Source organism: Streptomyces antioxidans (assembly GCF_000968685.2).
In the GTDB taxonomy this organism is placed as follows: domain Bacteria; phylum Actinomycetota; class Actinomycetes; order Streptomycetales; family Streptomycetaceae; genus Streptomyces; species Streptomyces antioxidans.
In genome coordinates this window covers 374,882-390,914 of sequence record NZ_LAKD02000001.1, presented here as the reverse complement: position 1 = coordinate 390,914, position 16,033 = coordinate 374,882, and the positions used below count along the sequence as shown (strand labels likewise).

Sequence of the window (16,033 nt, the reverse complement as noted above, 5' to 3'; positions counted from 1 at the left end):
CGGCCTTCTGCGCTCACTCGGCGATCATCCGGTGCCCGCTCAGTGGAAGAAGTGGCGCGTGCCCGTGAAGTACATGGTCACACCCGCCTTCTGGGCGGCCTCCACCACCGCCTCGTCACGGACCGAGCCGCCCGGCTGCACCACGGCCCGCACGCCCGCCTCGGCCAGCACCTCGAAGCCGTCGGGGAACGGGAAGAACGCGTCGGAGGCGGCGTACGAGCCGGCGGCCCGCTCGGCACCGGCCCGCTCGACGGCCAGCTTCGCCGAGTCCACGCGGTTGACCTGCCCCATGCCGACGCCGACCGTGGCGCCGCCCTTGGCGAGCAGGATCGCGTTGGACTTCACCGCGCGGCAGGAGCGCCAGGCGAAGGCCAGCTCGGCGAGGCCGTCGGCGTCCAGGGCCTCACCCGTGGCGAGGGTCCAGTTGGCCGGGTCGTCGCCCTCGGCCTGGAGGCGGTCCTTGACCTGGACGAGCGTGCCGCCCTCGATGGGGCGCTGTTCGACGGACTCCACCGGGGACTCCGCGCAGCGCAGCACCCGGATGTTCTTCTTACGGGCGAGCGCCTCGACCGCGCCGTCCTCGTACGCCGGGGCGACGATCACCTCGGTGAAGATCTCGGCGACCTGCTCGGCCATGGCGACCGACACCGGGTGGTTGACGGCGATCACCCCGCCGAAGGCGGACAGCGGATCGCAGGCGTGCGCCTTACGGTGCGCCTCGGCGACATCCGCCCCGACCGCGATCCCGCACGGATTGGCGTGCTTGATGATCGCGACACAGGGCTCGGTGTGGTCGTACGCGGCCCGGCGGGCGGCCTCGGTGTCCGTGTAGTTGTTGAACGACATCTCCTTGCCGTGCAGCTGCTCGGCCTCCGCGAGCCCCTTACCGCTGCCATCCGTGTAGAGGGCGGCGGGCTGATGGGGGTTCTCGCCGTAGCGCAGCACGGTCTTACGGGTGATGGTGGCGCCCAGGAAGTCCGGGAAGACGGAGTCGTCCGCCGCCGCGCTGTGTCCATCAGCGGCTCCGCCGCGGGCGTCCGCGAACCAGTTGGCCACCGCCACGTCGTAGGCGGCGGTGTGCTGGAACGCCTCTGCCGCCAGCCGCTTGCGCCGCTCCAGGTCGAACCCGCCCTCCGCGGCGGCCTTAAGGACGTCGCCGTACCGCTCGGGGTTGACGACCACGGCCACGGACGGGTGATTCTTGGCGGCGGCCCGCACCATGGAGGGGCCACCGATGTCGATCTGCTCGACGCACTCGTCCGGCGTGGCGCCCGAGGCGACCGTCTCGCGGAACGGATAGAGGTTCACCACGACCAGCTCGAAGGGCTCCACGCCCAGCTCCCGCAGCTGCTCACGGTGGGAGTCGAGCCGCTGGTCGGCCAGGATGCCCGCGTGGACGCGCGGATGCAGCGTCTTGACGCGGCCGTCGAGACACTCGGGGAAGCCGGTCAGCTCCTCGACCCTGGTGACCGGGACCCCGGCGGCGGCGATCTTCGCGGCCGTCGAGCCGGTCGAGACGAGCTGGACACCCGCCGTGTGCAGCCCCCGGGCCAGCTCCTCGAGACCCGTCTTGTCGTAGACGCTGACCAGCGCGCGGCGGATGGGCCGCTTGGTACCTTCGGCGGTCACGGGATCCTTACCTTTCGTCCCTCTATGCGGTAGCCGTGACGGGCCAGACGCCCCACGACCTCGACGAGCAGCGAACGCTCGACTTCCTTGATCCGCTCATGGAGAGCGGACTCGTCGTCCTCGTCCCGGACCTCGACCACGCCCTGGGCGATGATCGGGCCGGTGTCGACCCCGTCGTCGACGAAGTGGACGGTGCATCCGGTCACCTTCACACCGTGCGCGAGCGCGTCGCGCACGCCATGGGCGCCGGGAAAGCTGGGGAGCAGCGCGGGATGGGTGTTGACGCAGCGGCCGCCGAACCGGGCGAGGAACTTCTGGCCAAGGATCTTCATGAACCCGGCCGAGACGACCAGGTCCGGTTCGTGGGCGGCGGTGGCCTCCGCCAGGGCCGCGTCCCACTCGGCACGGCCGGTGTGGTCCTTGACCCGGCATACGAACGTGGGGATCCCGGCGCGCTCGGCGCGCACCAGCCCGTCGATGCCGTCGCGGTCGGCGCCCACGGCCACCACCTCGGCGCCGTAACGGGCCACGCCCTCGGCGGCGATGGCGTCGAGCAGCGCCTGGAGATTCGTACCGGAACCCGAGACGAGGACGACGAGGCGGACCGGGCGCCCGGGGCGCGCAGGGCTGGCGGGGGAAGGCGGGGAGGCCACGGCGGGGCTCTTTCTCGCGGGCGGTGCTGCCGCTTGTGTGGTCGTACAAGGTCATGGACTCAGCAATTCCGGGGAACTCTACGAAGCCGCCGACCGTCAGCAACGATACCGGCACACGAAGCGGCCCCCCGGGGACGGGGGCGGGCACGGGAGGTAGCGTCTGGACTGCGAATGCAACTGACGCCACTGACGCCGTGGGAACGACCACCGCGCCCGCGCCCCGAGCCGTACGGCACCTGCCGTACCCGCGCCGTACGGCACGGGGCCGTTCCCGCCGAAGCGTGCAGGACGACGACACAAGGGGAAGACACACTCCACATGCCGGACCGACGCCGCCACGCGGCTCATCGCCTCACTCCGCCCCCCGCCCAGGCCCGGGGGCGGCGATGACGCGCGCCCGCATGTCGCGTACGACGCCGCTGCTCCGGGAGCAGCAGTCGTCGTCCTCGTCGTCCTCGTCCTCCTCGTCCGCCCCCGGCGGGCGGAACGGGGACCAGCACGAGGACAATCCGTTCGCCCCGCCGCCCGAGGACAGGCCGGATCAGCCCTGGCAGCCCCGGCACCGGCCGGACGGCTCCGGTGGAGAGGGCGGCGAGGGCGGCGAGAACGGCGAGGGCCGCCCCGGAGCCCCGGGCGGCCAGGACGGGCCCGACGGCCAGAACGGCCAGGACGGTCAGCAGCCGCAGCAGCCCCCGGCCTGGGGCAGCCAGTGGAGCAGCCGTCAGCCGGGCCGCCAGAGCGGTGGCTTCGGCGGCGTCCCGGGCTCCAACCGCCCCTCCGGCCCCGGCGGGCAAGGCGGCCCGCGCTGGGACCCCAACGACCCGGCCCAGCGGCGCGCCCGGTACGCGCTGCTCTCGGGCATGTGGGCGTTCTTCTTCGCGCTCTTCAGCCTGCCGCAGATCGCGCTGCTGCTCGGGGTGCTGGCCCTGTACTGGGGCATCAGCTCGCTGCGGGCCAAGCCGCGCCGTGCGGCGCCGCCCCCGGCCGCGGCCGCGCCCCTGAACGCCCCGCCCCCGCCTCCGGGTGCCGCCCGGGCGCCGCTGCCCGCGCCCGGCAGCGGCCCGGCGAAGCCGCAGTCGACGGCGGCGATCAGCGGTCTGGTGACGGGCGGGCTCGCGCTCGCCATCGTCGCGGCGACGTTCAGCTTCCAGATCGTCTACAGCGACTACTACACCTGTGTGGACGACGCCCTTACGCAGACCTCGCGCCACGACTGCGAAACCTTGCTCCCCGAACAGCTCCGCCCCCTGCTGAGTACGGAGGACTGACGACGCCGAGCCCGCACGGCCGACGGCTCGCGACCGCCCGCCGACCGCCTTGCGGCTCGCGAGCGCCTTACGGCTCGCGGCTGACGTCGTCCGACGGTGGCGGGGGCTCCGCGCGCAGGGGGTTCGGAGCGGGCTGGGGCTCGGCGGCCGGCTGCGGATGTGGCTCGGGAGCGCGCTTCCGGCTCAGCGCCCAGCGGCGCGGACGGGCCGCCCCGGCCGCGTTCGGGGTGCCCGCGGGGGTCGCGAGCCCGGCCATCCTGGCCACGCCGGTTTCCCGTCCGGCCTCGCGCCCGGACTCCCGCCCCGGCTCCGCACCGGCACCAACGCCGGGGGCCGCCTTACGGTTCCGCTTGCGGTCGGCTCCCGGCGCCCCGGGGCGCAGCCACTGCCACCACGGCTCGGCCATCGCCTCGCGCACCTCGGCGGACTCCATGGGCGACACCGTGGGCAGCGCCGCCGCCCGCGCCTCCGCCTCGGCCGCGGCCCGCGCCGCATGGGCGGCCTTGGCCTCCGTACGGGCCTCCCGAGCCGCCGTACGGGCCTGTGCGCGAACCGTACGGCGCTCCGCACGCGCCGCCTTCCACTCCGGCCAGGAAGCCCTGGTGGGGACGCACAGCCGGTACCAGCGGAGCACCAGCGCGCCGGGCACCCCGATCACTCCCGTCCAGGCCAGCGTGATCACGCCGGTGCGCCACCAGCTCGGGCCGAGGTCGGCGAGGATGCCGATGCCCAGTGGTCCGCCCGAGACTCCGGCCAACAGCGCCATCGCGGCCGCGCAGCCGACCGCCGCGAGGGCGGCGAGCACAAGCGTCTCGGCCCAGCCCCAGGGCGGCCTGGGCTCGTCCTTGCCGGGCCGCCGCACCGCCGCGATGCCGATGAACCAGGCCACCGATGCCCCGGCCGCGATCCCCGTGAGCCAGACCAGCGGCCCGCCGGAGCCGTCCGTGGGCAGCGCGGCGACCAGGGGGAAGTGCGGCAGCTGGGGGTAGGAGGTGATGCCCAGCGGCGCGACCACGCTGCCGCCGCCGACCGTGAACCCGGCGCCGACCCCGTACGCGGCGCCCCAGACGATCGCGTTCGGCAGCAGCGCCAGGCTCACCAGCAGCACCGCGAACCGCCCCGACCACACATCGCTGAGGTTGAGGAACGTCATCTGCACGGCGCCCGCGTGGCTCAGCATCGACGTCGCCGTAAGGAGCGCACCGCTGCCGAGCAGGACGAGGAGGCCGCTGGTCCCGGCCCGTAGCGCGGCGGTCAGCCGACGGCGCCCGCACCAGCTGTGCGCGGCCAGGGCCGCCGCCGTCCTTACGGTCCGGTCGGCGCCGGGGAGCCGCCGCAGCCGCTCGCTCACCCGTCCGGGCAGCCGGAGCGGGAACCGTCCGTCGGCCGTCCACACGCCGACGGCGGCGATGGCCCCGGCGACGACCGGCAGATGCAGCAGCGCGCTGAGCGGATCGACATGCAGCGGCCCGGTCGAGGCGTACACCGCGGCAGCGGTGCCCACCAGCAGATAGCCGCCGGTCACCCAGGCGAAGGCGGTGCGCGGATCGAGGACGGAGTCCTCGGGCACCCACTGCCCGTCTCCCTCGTCGGACTCCGCCTGGTAGACGGCGTGCTGGGCGGCCCGGTAGAGCAGCCAGCACGGCATCACGCTCAGCAGCAGCGGGGTCAGCCCGACCGGCGCGGTGTGGCCGGAGAGCGTCTCGGTGCGCACGAGGTCGCTCCCATGGCCGAGCAGCCACAGGTCGGCGGCGACATGCAGGGCTCCGTCGGGGCTGCTCTCGGGGGACGAGGAAGTGATCCACAGCAGCAGTACGACCACGGCGAGCGTGCCGAGGCCGAGCCCCGCGGCGACCACACCGCCGAGGAACGCCTCCCTGATGGCGGAGGAGCGCCGGGGCGCTGAGCGGTCGTGTGCGGACACCGACGGGCTGCGATCGGTCGTTTGCGTCACATGACCATGCTGCCAATAACAGCCGCTTCATCCCTACATCAAGGGTTTGGTCGCCGTGTCGCGTTTAGTCCGCTTATGCGTCTTTTATAGGGTGGTGGGACGGAAGGGTTGCTTGCCGAGTTCCACCCGGGTATTCCGTCGCCCGGGAACCGGGTATCCGTCGCCCGGGAACACCGCGGGCCCGCACCACCCCAGGGTGGTGCGGGCCCGCGGCATCGAGCCGTGGCGGCGTCAGCCGGACAGCGCGGCGCGCGCCAGGCGCGCGGTCTCGGACGGGGTCTTGCCGACCTTCACGCCCGCGGCCTCAAGGGCCTCCTTCTTCGCCTGGGCGGTGCCGGAGGAACCGGAGACGATGGCGCCCGCGTGGCCCATCGTCTTGCCCTCGGGGGCGGTGAAGCCCGCCACATAGCCGACGACCGGCTTGGTGACGTTGGACTTGATGAAGTCCGCGGCCCGCTCCTCGGCGTCGCCGCCGATCTCGCCGATCATCACGATCAGGTCGGTGTCGGGGTCGGCCTCGAAGGCGGCGAGGGCGTCGATGTGGGTGGTGCCGATGATCGGGTCACCGCCGATGCCCACACAGGACGAGAAGCCGATGTCCCGCAGCTCGTACATCATCTGGTAGGTCAGCGTGCCGGACTTCGAGACCAGACCGATCCGGCCGGGCTTGGTGATGTCGGCCGGGATGATGCCCGCGTTCGACTGACCCGGCGTGATCAGACCCGGGCAGTTCGGGCCGATGATGCGCGTCTTGTTGCCCTTGTTGCCCGCGTAGGCCCAGAAGTTGGCGGTGTCGTGGACCGCGATGCCCTCGGTGATCACGACGGCGAGCGGGATCTCGGCGTCGATCGCCTCGATGACCGCGTCCTTGGTGAACTTCTCCGGGACGAAGATGACCGTGACATCGGCGCCGGTCGCGTCGATGGCCTCCTTGACGGAGCCGAAGACCGGGATCTCGGAGCCGTCGAAGTCCACCGTGGTGCCGGCCTTGCGCGGGTTCACACCGCCGACGATGTTGGTGCCCGAGGCAAGCATCCGACGGGTGTGCTTCTGCCCCTCGGACCCGGTCATCCCCTGGACGATGACCTTGCTTTCCTTGGTGAGGAAGATAGCCATGGTTTCTGGTGACCTCGTCCCTTACTTCGCAGCCAGCTCGGCGGCACGCTCGGCCGCGCCGTCCATGGTGTCCACCTGCGTGACGAGCGGGTGGTTGGCGTCGGTGAGGATCTTGCGACCCAGCTCCGCGTTATTGCCGTCGAGCCGCACGACCAGCGGCTTGCTGACGTCCTCGCCCTTGGACTTCAACAGCTCCAGGGCCTGGACGATGCCGTTGGCGACCGCGTCACAGGCGGTGATGCCACCGAAGACATTGACGAAGACCGACTTGACGTCCGGGTCGCCGAGGATGATCTCGAGACCGTTGGCCATCACCTCGGCGGAGGCGCCGCCGCCGATGTCGAGGAAGTTGGCGGGCTTCACACCGCCGTGGCCCTCGCCCGCGTAGGCGACGACGTCGAGGGTGGACATGACCAGACCCGCGCCATTGCCGATGATGCCGACCTCGCCGTCGAGCTTGACGTAGTTGAGGCCCTTGGCCTTGGCGGCCGCCTCGAGCGGGTTGGCCGCGGCCTTGTCCTCGAGCGCCTCGTGCTCCGGCTGCCGGAAGGCGGCGTTCTCGTCCAGGGAGACCTTGCCGTCCAGCGCGATGACCTTGCCGTCTTCGGTCTTGACCAGCGGGTTGACCTCGACGAGCAGCGCGTCTTCCTCGATGAAGACGACCCACAGCTTCTGCAGGACCGCGACGACCTGGTCCGCGATCTCGGCCGGGAACTTCGCCGCGGCAACGATCTCGGCGGCCTTCTCCTCGGTCACGCCCTCGATGGCGTCCACCGGGATCTTGGCCAGCGCCTCGGGGTTCTGCTCCGCGACGACCTCGATCTCCACACCGCCCTCGACGGAGGCCATGGCGAGGAAGGTCCGGTTGGTGCGGTCCAGCAGGAAGGAGACGTAGTACTCCTCCTTGATGTCCGCGGTCTGGGCGAGCATCACCTTGTGGACCGTGTGGCCCTTGATGTCCATGCCCAGGATCTGGGTCGCCTTCTCCACGGCGTCGGCCGGGTCGGAGGCCAGCTTGACGCCGCCCGCCTTACCGCGGCCGCCAACCTTGACCTGCGCCTTGACGACCGCGCGGCCGCCCAGTCGCTCGGCCACCCCGCGCGCCGCCTCAGGCGTGTCGATGACTTCACCGGCCAGCACCGGTACACCGTGCTTGGCGAAGAGGTCCCTCGCCTGGTATTCGAACAGGTCCACGCGCGTCCGTCCCTTTTCCATGGATATCGCGGTCGTTATCAGCGCGGGCGTGCCGCGGGGGCAGCGTGAGGACGCGATCTATAACGAGGGCGGCACACGTTCGCCGGGTACGCGGCATGTCCGTCTCGCAGGTTATCTCCGCGGGCCGTGCGGCCCTAAATCGCAGATCACACTGGAGCGGTGATTACGGTCACAGATCGCGACCGTTTCCATCTATCTCAGTACGAGAACCGGGCAGCCCCCTCCCCAACGAGGGCTGCCCGGTCGATGTCACTCGCCTTACGGTTTTACGGTTTCGCGGCCTGCGCGGCCTTCACGGCCTGACTGTCTGACGCCCGCCGGAGCGATCAGACGGTCGGGAGCGTGCCCGGAACGGTCGGCAGCTGGACCGGGACGGAAGGCAGGTCCGCGGGGACCTGCGGGAGGTCGGCCGGGAGCTGCGGCAGGTCGGCCGGAACGGTCGGCAGGTCAGCCGGAACCTGCGGGAGGTCCGCGGGCAGCTGCGGCAGGTCGGCCGGAACGGTCGGCAGGTCAGCCGGAACCTGCGGGAGGTCCGCGGGCAGCTGCGGCAGGTCGGCCGGGAGCACCGGGAGGGCCGGGATGTTGGCGACGTCGGTCAGGTCGGTGGGCACCGCCGGGAGCAGGCTCAGCACACCGTCCTTGGCGTGCCCCACCGTGGTCTGGGCGTTCGCGACCACGCCGGTGGCCAGCCCGTGGGCGTACGGCACGGTGGTGCCCACCACGTCCTGCGCGAACGGAACGGCGCTGGACGGCACGCTCACCACGACCGGCACCAGGCTGTCGACGGTGTCCTGGGCGGCGGGAACCACGTTGGAGGCGGTGCCCAGGGCGAAGCCCTCGGCGCTGCCGGTCACGACGTCCACGTACGGGGTGGTGCGGGCCACGGCGTCGTCGGCCAGCGCACCGGTGTCACCCACGGTCCGCTCGGCGACCGGGACGACCTTGACCACGAGGCAGTGCACGGCGGGCGGCAGCACGTCCGAGGGCACACTGTCGACGACCGGCTTGGCGGTGCCGACGACACCCTGCACCTTGGCGGTCAGCTCCTCCGGGCGGATACCGGCGCCGGAGAGGGAGGCGAGCAGGTCATTGGCCGAACCCGGGGCAGAGGGCAGCTTCGGGGTGGCGGGGAGCTCGGTGGGCAGCTGGCCGGTGACTCCGTCGACGTTGGGCAGCGAGCCGGTGGGCAGCGTGGAGGTGTCGGGCAGGGTCGGCAACGAGCCGAGGCCGGGCAGGCTGGGCACCACGCCGGGGACCTCGCCGGTGGGCAGGTCGAGGTCGGTGGTCTTCTTGACGCCCTTGACCGCCTTGTGGGCCTTCTTGACGACCTTGTCGGGCTGGCCCGCGACACCGCCGGTCAGGCCGTCGGTGGTGTGCTCGACGGACTTGGTGACATCCGAGACCCGCGGCAGGTTCTCGGCGCCGGGGACGCGGTCCCGCACCGGGGTGGTGACGCCGTCCACGGTGGAGGCGACGCCGTCCACGGTCTTCTTCGCGGTGTCGGTCACCTTGGCGGTGTCCTTGGAGACGCCGCCGGTCACACCGTCGACCGTCTTGGTCACCTTGTCCGTCGACACGGTCTTGTGCACCGTCTTGGTCACGCCGTCCACGGTGCTGGTGACACCGTCGGTGGCGGGAGCGGCCGGGTTCTCGGCGGCGGACGCGGCGGCCGAGCCGAGGGCCCAGATACCGGTGGCGGCAGCGGCTACGAGGATGGAGCGGCGAAGGTTGTTACGCATGATGGAGGAGTCCTTCGAAAGTCAAGAGGGGATTCGGACGGGCAGACCTGACCCGCCCCCGCGCGGCAGGTCTCAACAGACGGGGGTGAGGTCTGCCCTAGCCGGGGAATTCGAGGACTTCGTTGAACCGCTCGCGCGTCGGCGCCGAGCTCTCCGCGCGGACCGTACCGGGCTTCAGCCCGAAGGACGGCACGCCGGACGGCGGAAGAGCGGCCTGGGTGTTCCCGCCGCGGGAAGCGCCGCTGTCGCCGGTGTACTGGCAGGTGGCCCCGAGCGGGGAGCGCGGAAGGGGCAGCGGCGCCGGGGCGCCACCGTCCGGACCGGTGCCGAAGACCGCCGCCCGGGCGACGGGCCGGTGCCCGTCGTGGGAGACGGCAGCGCCGTGGTGTGCCGGGACGGCCTGGGCGTCGTCCGCCCCGGGCCCGATCGGCTCCGGCGCCGCGGGCGCCGCCTTGTGCACGGTCGCCGGGTCGGCCCCGGCCGCGTGGCGCTCGGCGGCCGGGCCCTGGTGCACCCCGGAGTCCTGGGTGCCCAGGCCGATCGCGTCACCGATGCCGACCTCGGGAACGTGCACCGGCAGCTCACCGCTGGTGGCGTCGCCGACCAGGTCGCCTATCGGCTTGGTGATCTTCTGCGCCTGCCGCTCGACCGGCTCCTGGACGGGCCGTACGGCTTCCCGTACGACGTCCTGAGCCTTGTGCGTGGTGCGCGCCACCACCGGCGGTGCGTGCCGCTCCACCCGCTGCCGGGCCCGCTCGACACCCGAGGGGTCGAGCAGCCGGGACACATGGGAGTGATCGGCCGACGCGCCGGTGGCCCCGCCCTGGTCACCCCGCTCGGCGGCGTGTGCGCTGCCGCCGAAGAGGAACGCCAGGGCCAGGAAGCCACCGAGGAAGAGCGCCGCCAGCAGCGCCCGCCGCGCGGCCACCGTACGCGGCAGGCGCACGGCGACAGACACAGCGGACACGACGGACACAGGCGGGGCCTTCCGTGAGTACGAGACGTACAACGGGCACGTAAGCGTGGCGATATGGCTTGTGGGCCGCACTGAGCAGGACGAAACCGCCAACCGGAGGGCCGGATTCATGTCCTGGGCGACGGAGATGATCCTTGCACGACCCACAGGGGTCGGCGCAAGCCCCGGATCACTGATGCATCTCCATGTCCGGTATCGGCAGTTGGCGCCGTTCGATGGCGGCGGCCATCACCTCCGGGAAGAGATCGGGGGTGCAGGCGAAGGCGGGCGCGCCCAGCGCGGCGAGCGCCGCCGCGTGCTCGCGGTCGTAGCTCGGCGCCCCCTCGTCGGACAGCGCGAGCAGCGTCACGAACTGCACCCCGGACGCCTTCATCCCGGCGACCTGGCCCAGCATCTCCTCGCGGATGCCGCCCTCGTAGAGGTCGCTGATGAGGACGACCACGGTGTCGGCGGGCCGGGTGATCCGCGACTGGCAGTAGGCCAGCGCGCGGTTGATGTCGGTGCCGCCGCCGAGTTGGGTGCCGAAGAGGACGTCCACCGGATCGTCGAGCTCCTCGGTCAGGTCGACCACGGAGGTGTCGAAGACGACCAGCCGGGTGGCGAGGGAGCGCATCGAGGCGAGCACGGCGCCGAAGACCGAGGCGTAGACCACGGACGCGGCCATCGACCCCGACTGGTCGACGCACAGCACCACGTCCTTCTTCACCCCGCGCGCCGCCCGCCCGTATCCGATGAGCCGGTCGGGGACGACCGTCCGGTGGTCGGGCAGGTAGTTCTTGAGGTTGGCCCGGATGGTGCGGTCCCAGTCGATGTCCCGGTGGCGCGGGCGGCTGATCCGGGCGGAGCGGTCGAGCGCTCCGGTGAGGGTGGCGCGGGTGCGGGCGGCCAGCCGCTTCTCCAGATCCTCGACGACCTTACGGACGACGGCCCGCGCGGTGTTCTTGGTGGTATCCGGCATCGCCTTGTTGAGGGACAGCAGCGTGCCCACGAGATGGACGTCCGCCTCCACGGCCTCCAGCATCTCCGGCTCCAGCAGCAGGGCGGCCAGCCCCAGCCGGTCGATGGCGTCGCGCTGCATGACCTGGACCACGGAGGTGGGGAAGTACGTACGGATGTCACCGAGCCAGCGGGCCACTTGGGGTGCGGAGCCGCCGAGCCCGCCGGAGCGCGCGCCCCCGGCGCCCTGGGACCCGCCGCTGCGCCCGGTGGCCGTGCCGCTGCCGCCCGCGCCGTCGCCGCCTCCGGAGCCGTAGAGGGCGTCGAGCGTGCGGTCCATGGCGGCATCGGCCCCGCTGAGCGAACAGCCGGTGCCGTCGGCGCCCTGGCCGCCGAGCACCAGCCGCCAGCGCCGCAGCCGCTCCTGGTCGGCCCGGGGGTGGTCACCCGTGGGGTGGGCGCCCTGGGGACTGTCGTGGCTGGCAGCGGGATCGCCGTGGGAGTCGGCGCCGCCGTGGGAGTCGGTAGCGATGTGAGGGGCGGTAGCGACGTGAGGGGCGCCGTGGGTCATCGGGCTGCCTCCATAGGGCCGTTGGCGTGCGGGGCGGGGTCGAGGCCCAGCAGCAGCCGCACCGTCGGTACGACGGCCGCCGCGCGGTCCGGGTCCAGCCCGGGGCCGAAGCCGGGTGCGGTGGGAGTGCCCTGGCCGTCGGCGCCGGTGGAACCGTCGGCCGCGGGACCCCGGCGGACCAGCTCGCCCAGGGTGCGCCGCACGCCGGTGTCATACGCGGAGAAGGTGCGCCGCAGCAGCGGCAGGACGTCGGTGAACGACTCGGCGGGAACGGAGATCAGCCAGCGGTCGACCAGCCCGAGCAGCCGCTCGTCGTGGACGAGCAGCATGCCGCCGCCCGCGCCGCCGCCGATGAACCCCTCGATCCAGGAGGCCGCTTCGGGCGGCTGGGTGCCGGGTGAGAGCGCGAGCCCCATCAGCCGGGCCGCCTCCTCCTCGGCGAGCCGTCCGTCGTCCAGCAGCAGCCGCGCGGCGCGGCCCCGGATCAGCGCGGGAGTGGCGGGCGTACCGTCCCGCCCGGCGAGGTTGCGCAGCATGGCCGCCCAGCGGGCCCGCAGCCCGTCGGCGGCGCGGGGCTCGGCTGACCGCGCCTCCGCTGTCGACATGTCCGCTGTCGACATGTCCGCTGTCCGCGTGTCTGCCATTGGCATGTCTGCCGTCGGCAGGTCGGTCTGCGGCTGCCGCGTCGTGGTCTCTGTCCCGGCCGTCTCCGTTTCCGAGAGCAGGGCGATCGCCCGGTGCACGGCCTCCATATGGCGGCGCATCTCGTCGGCACCATCGGCGTCGAGGCCGACGGAGGCGGGCGGCAGCCCGACCAGGATCCGCTCGGCCAGACCGACCGCGACCTCGCCGAGCGCGGCGGTGCCGGTGCCCCGTACGTCCCCGTAGCGCACCGAGCGCACCAGGGCGGGCAGGGCCTGGGCGAGATGGCCCACGTCCGCGTCGAGCGCGGCCCGGTCGGCGAGCGAGCGCATCACGACGGGGAGGGCCCCGGAGAGCCCGGCGAGCAGACAGCGCTCGGCCAACTCGGTCACCTCGGCGAGCCCCTTGGCGCTCCGGGCCTCGGTCTCCGCCTTGGCGGAGACCGCCGCCAGCACCGTGGTGCCCCACACCCCCGCCTCGGCGACCCGCACCGCCAGCTCCGGCTCCCACCGCAGCCGCCAGGTTTCCCTGAAGGTGCCGGTGCTGCCGCGCGAGACGGCCGGGGTGCCCCAGTCGACCCCGAGGAGCCGGAGCCGGTGCAGCAGACGGCTGCGCCCGGCATCGGTCTCCTTGCGCAGGTCCAGCTCCAACTCGCGCTCCAGCGCCTCGGGCTTGAGCCGCAGCGAGCGCTGGGTGCGCGTCAGATCGCGCTGGAGCGGCACCGCCGGAGCGGACTCGGGGACTTCGCCCAGGATGTCGCCGACCACGAGCCGGTCCCGCACGAGCGCGATCGGCACATCGGAGCCGTCGCACATCACCGCCCTTACGGCGTCGAGGGTCTCGGCGAGCCCGGCGAGCGGGCGTCCGCGCATGGCGGCCAGGGTTTCGGCGAGCCTTACGGCCTCGATGACATGGGCCGAGGAGACCGCGAAGTCCTCGTCCCGCAGCAGCCCGGCGACCTTGGTGAGCCAGCGCGCGACGGGCCGGTCCGGGACGTGGAAGAGGTGGTCGTACCAGCCGGGCGAGGTGATGCCCGCCCCGTATCCGCTGTGCCGGGCCAGCCGCCGGTGGGTCCACGGCACCCAGCTGATCTCGGTCTTGACCTTGGGCAGCCCCTTGAGGAGCTTCCGGTCGGCGGTCACGGTGGTCCGCTCCCGCAGCGCCGGTACGTGCCAGGCCCCGCAGACGACCGCGACCTCGTCCCCGAACTCCCGCCGCGCCTCGCGCAGCCGCAACCGCATATGGGCCTCGCGCACGGCGTCGTCCTCGTGCCCGCCGTGCCCGTACTCGGCGCGCAGCGCCTCCATGGCGTCCGCCACGGCCGTGAACGCCTCCGCGCCACCGGTGCCGCGGTGCTCGATGACGTCCTCCCACCAGCGCTCCGGGTCGTCGTATCCGGCCGCCTCGGAGAGAACGGCCAGCGGATCGACACGCATCCGCTCGGCGGAAACGGCAGCCGGGACGTCCGGATCGCCCGGGGCCGCCTCGTCGCCTGAGCCAGCCGGGCCGCCTGGGGCAACCGGACCGCCTGGGGCAGTTTGGTCTTCGCCTGGGGCAGTTTGGTCACCTGGGGCAGCCGGGTCCGCCGGATCGCCCGGGTCCGCCGGAGGGAACGGGCCAGGCTCGGCCGCCGGACCATTAGCGGCCGCCGCCGGACCGGACGGACCGGCGGGGGTCGAGGTACCGGCCGAACCGGGCGGACCAGCCGGAGCAGATGGACCCACCGGGGCGGGCGGGACGGATGCACCAGCCGGGACAGGCGGACCAGTCGGGGCGGGCGGGGCCGTCGGGGGCTGCTTCGCTGCCATGGCCAGCGAGTTGGCCGCCGGGAGGTCGATGAACCGCACCGGGACCTCATGGGCCAGCGCCCACTGAAGGGCCGCCCACTCCGGGGAGAACCCGGCCAGCGGCCAGAACCCGGCGCGCCCCGGGTCGTCTGCGGCGTGGGCGAGCAGCGCCACCGGCGGACGCATGTCCTTCTCGGCGGCGAGCCCCACGATCGCGTCCGCCTCCGGCGGCCCCTCGATCAGCACCACGCGCGGTGGGCACGCGTCCAGCGCCGCCCGCACCGCACGCGCCGACCCGGGCCCGTGGTGCCGCACTCCCAGCAGCAGCGGGCCGGCGGCCCGCGCCCGTGGGGTGCCGGTCATGTGGTCACCTCTCGGCACGCGCGGTAGAAGTCCTTCCAGCCGTCGCGCTCGCGGACCACGGTCTCCAGGTACTCCTGCCAGATGACGCGGTCAGCCGCCGGGTCGCGGACGACCGCGCCCAGGATGCCCGCGGCCACATCGCCCGACCTGAGCACGCCGTCGCCGAAGTGGGCGGCGAGGGCGAGGCCGCCGGTGACCACGGAGATGGCCTCGGCCGTGGACAGCGTGCCCGAGGGCGACTTGAGCTTCGTACGGCCGTCACCGGTCACGCCGTCGCGCAGCTCGCGGAAGACCGTGACCACCCGGCGGATCTCCTCGACCCCCTCTGGGAGCTCCGGGAGCTCCAGCGAGCGGCCGATCTGGGCGACGCGGCGGGAGACGATGTCCACCTCGTCCTCCGGGGTCGCGGGCAGCGGCAGCACCACCGTGTTGAAGCGACGGCGCAGGGCGCTGGAGAGCTCGTTGACCCCGCGGTCGCGGTCATTGGCGGTGGCGATCAGATTGAAGCCGCGGACCGCCTGCACCTCCTCCCCGAGCTCCGGGATCGGCAGCGTCTTCTCGGACAGGACCGTAATCAGCGTGTCCTGCACATCGGCCGGGATGCGGGTCAGCTCCTCCACACGCGCGGTCATGCCGTCCGCCATCGCGCGCATCACCGGGCTGGGCACGAGCGCGTCGCGGCTCGGGCCGTGGGCGAGGAGCTGGGCGTAGTTCCACCCGTACCGGATGGCCTCCTCGGGCGTCCCTGCGGTGCCCTGGACCAATAGCGTCGAATCACCGCTGACCGCCGCCGCGAGATGCTCCGAGACCCATGTCTTGGCGGTGCCGGGCACGCCAAGCAACAGCAGGGCGCGGTCGGTGGCGAGGGTGGTGACGGCGACCTCGACGATGCGGCGCGGGCCCACGTACTTGGGCGTGATCACGGTGCCGTCGGGCAGCGTGCCGCCGAGCAGATAGGTGGCGACCGCCCACGGCGACAGCCGCCAGCGCGCGGGACGCGGACGGTCGTCGGCCGCGGCCAGCGCGCTCAGCTCGGCGGCGAAGGCGTCCTCCGCATGCGGACGCAGCGCTTCCGCGGCTCCGGCGGCGTCTGCCGCCCCGCTCGTATCGGTGGATTCGGTTCCGGGCACAGTGACGGTCACAGCTCCCCCACGACTCGTTCTCTCGCTCCGTTTCCGGATGCG

At 72.9% G+C, this 16,033-nt stretch carries 11 protein-coding genes; 1 reads left to right on the top strand and 10 read right to left on the bottom strand.

The genetic code is table 11. The features are described 5' to 3' along the window. Positions 1–39 precede the first annotated feature (39 nt). A complete protein-coding gene (purH, locus tag VT50_RS01555; protein ID WP_046085333.1) occupies positions 40–1,629 on the bottom strand; it encodes a bifunctional phosphoribosylaminoimidazolecarboxamide formyltransferase/IMP cyclohydrolase in 1,590 nt (529 codons plus the stop codon). Continuing rightward, positions 1,626–2,282: a phosphoribosylglycinamide formyltransferase gene (gene purN, locus VT50_RS01550; protein WP_046085332.1), complete on the bottom strand. Its 657-nt coding sequence runs from the start codon at positions 2,280–2,282 to the stop codon at positions 1,626–1,628. The genes purH and purN overlap by 4 nt, the downstream gene beginning before the upstream one ends. Before the next feature lie 401 nt (positions 2,283–2,683). Here purN and VT50_RS01545 point away from each other — a divergent pair, with 401 nt between their 5' ends. After that, entirely contained in the window at positions 2,684–3,550 is an 867-nt protein-coding gene (locus VT50_RS01545; RefSeq protein ID WP_078840626.1) for a hypothetical protein, read from the top strand. Between the two features lie 67 nt (positions 3,551–3,617). Here the strand turns inward: VT50_RS01545 and VT50_RS01540 are convergent, their stop codons facing one another. The 8 genes from VT50_RS01540 to VT50_RS01505 form a co-directional block, all read right to left on the bottom strand. Next, positions 3,618–5,504, bottom strand: a complete 1,887-nt coding sequence (locus tag VT50_RS01540; RefSeq protein ID WP_143645162.1) for a cell division protein PerM — start codon at positions 5,502–5,504, stop codon at positions 3,618–3,620. Positions 5,505–5,735: 231 nt separating this feature from the next. Next, the gene (gene sucD, locus VT50_RS01535; RefSeq protein ID WP_046085330.1) at positions 5,736–6,620 is read right to left on the bottom strand and encodes a succinate--CoA ligase subunit alpha; all 885 of its coding nucleotides are present in this window, start codon (positions 6,618–6,620) and stop codon (positions 5,736–5,738) included. 21 nt (positions 6,621–6,641) lie between these two features. Continuing rightward, positions 6,642–7,814 carry an ADP-forming succinate--CoA ligase subunit beta gene (gene sucC / locus VT50_RS01530; RefSeq protein ID WP_046085329.1) on the bottom strand — a complete coding sequence of 391 codons (1,173 nt, stop codon included), beginning with the start codon at positions 7,812–7,814 and terminating at the stop codon, positions 6,642–6,644. A gap of 347 nt (positions 7,815–8,161) precedes the next feature. Beyond that, positions 8,162–9,574, bottom strand: coding sequence for a hypothetical protein (locus VT50_RS01525; RefSeq protein ID WP_046085328.1), 1,413 nt, complete (start codon positions 9,572–9,574; stop codon positions 8,162–8,164). A gap of 97 nt (positions 9,575–9,671) precedes the next feature. Continuing rightward, positions 9,672–10,541, bottom strand: a complete 870-nt coding sequence (locus VT50_RS01520) for a hypothetical protein (RefSeq protein ID WP_143645161.1) — start codon at positions 10,539–10,541, stop codon at positions 9,672–9,674. A gap of 178 nt (positions 10,542–10,719) precedes the next feature. Next, complete coding sequence (locus VT50_RS01515) at positions 10,720–12,057, bottom strand: VWA domain-containing protein (RefSeq protein ID WP_078840625.1); 1,338 nt, start codon at positions 12,055–12,057, stop codon at positions 10,720–10,722. Further along, complete coding sequence (locus tag VT50_RS01510) at positions 12,054–14,849, bottom strand: DUF5682 family protein (protein ID WP_046085326.1); 2,796 nt, start codon at positions 14,847–14,849, stop codon at positions 12,054–12,056. Before VT50_RS01510 ends, VT50_RS01515 begins: the two co-directional genes overlap by 4 nt. After that, positions 14,846–15,979 (bottom strand): ATP-binding protein, encoded by a 1,134-nt coding sequence (locus VT50_RS01505; RefSeq protein ID WP_240528996.1) that lies wholly within the window; start codon positions 15,977–15,979, stop codon positions 14,846–14,848. Before VT50_RS01505 ends, VT50_RS01510 begins: the two co-directional genes overlap by 4 nt. Positions 15,980–16,033 lie beyond the last annotated feature (54 nt).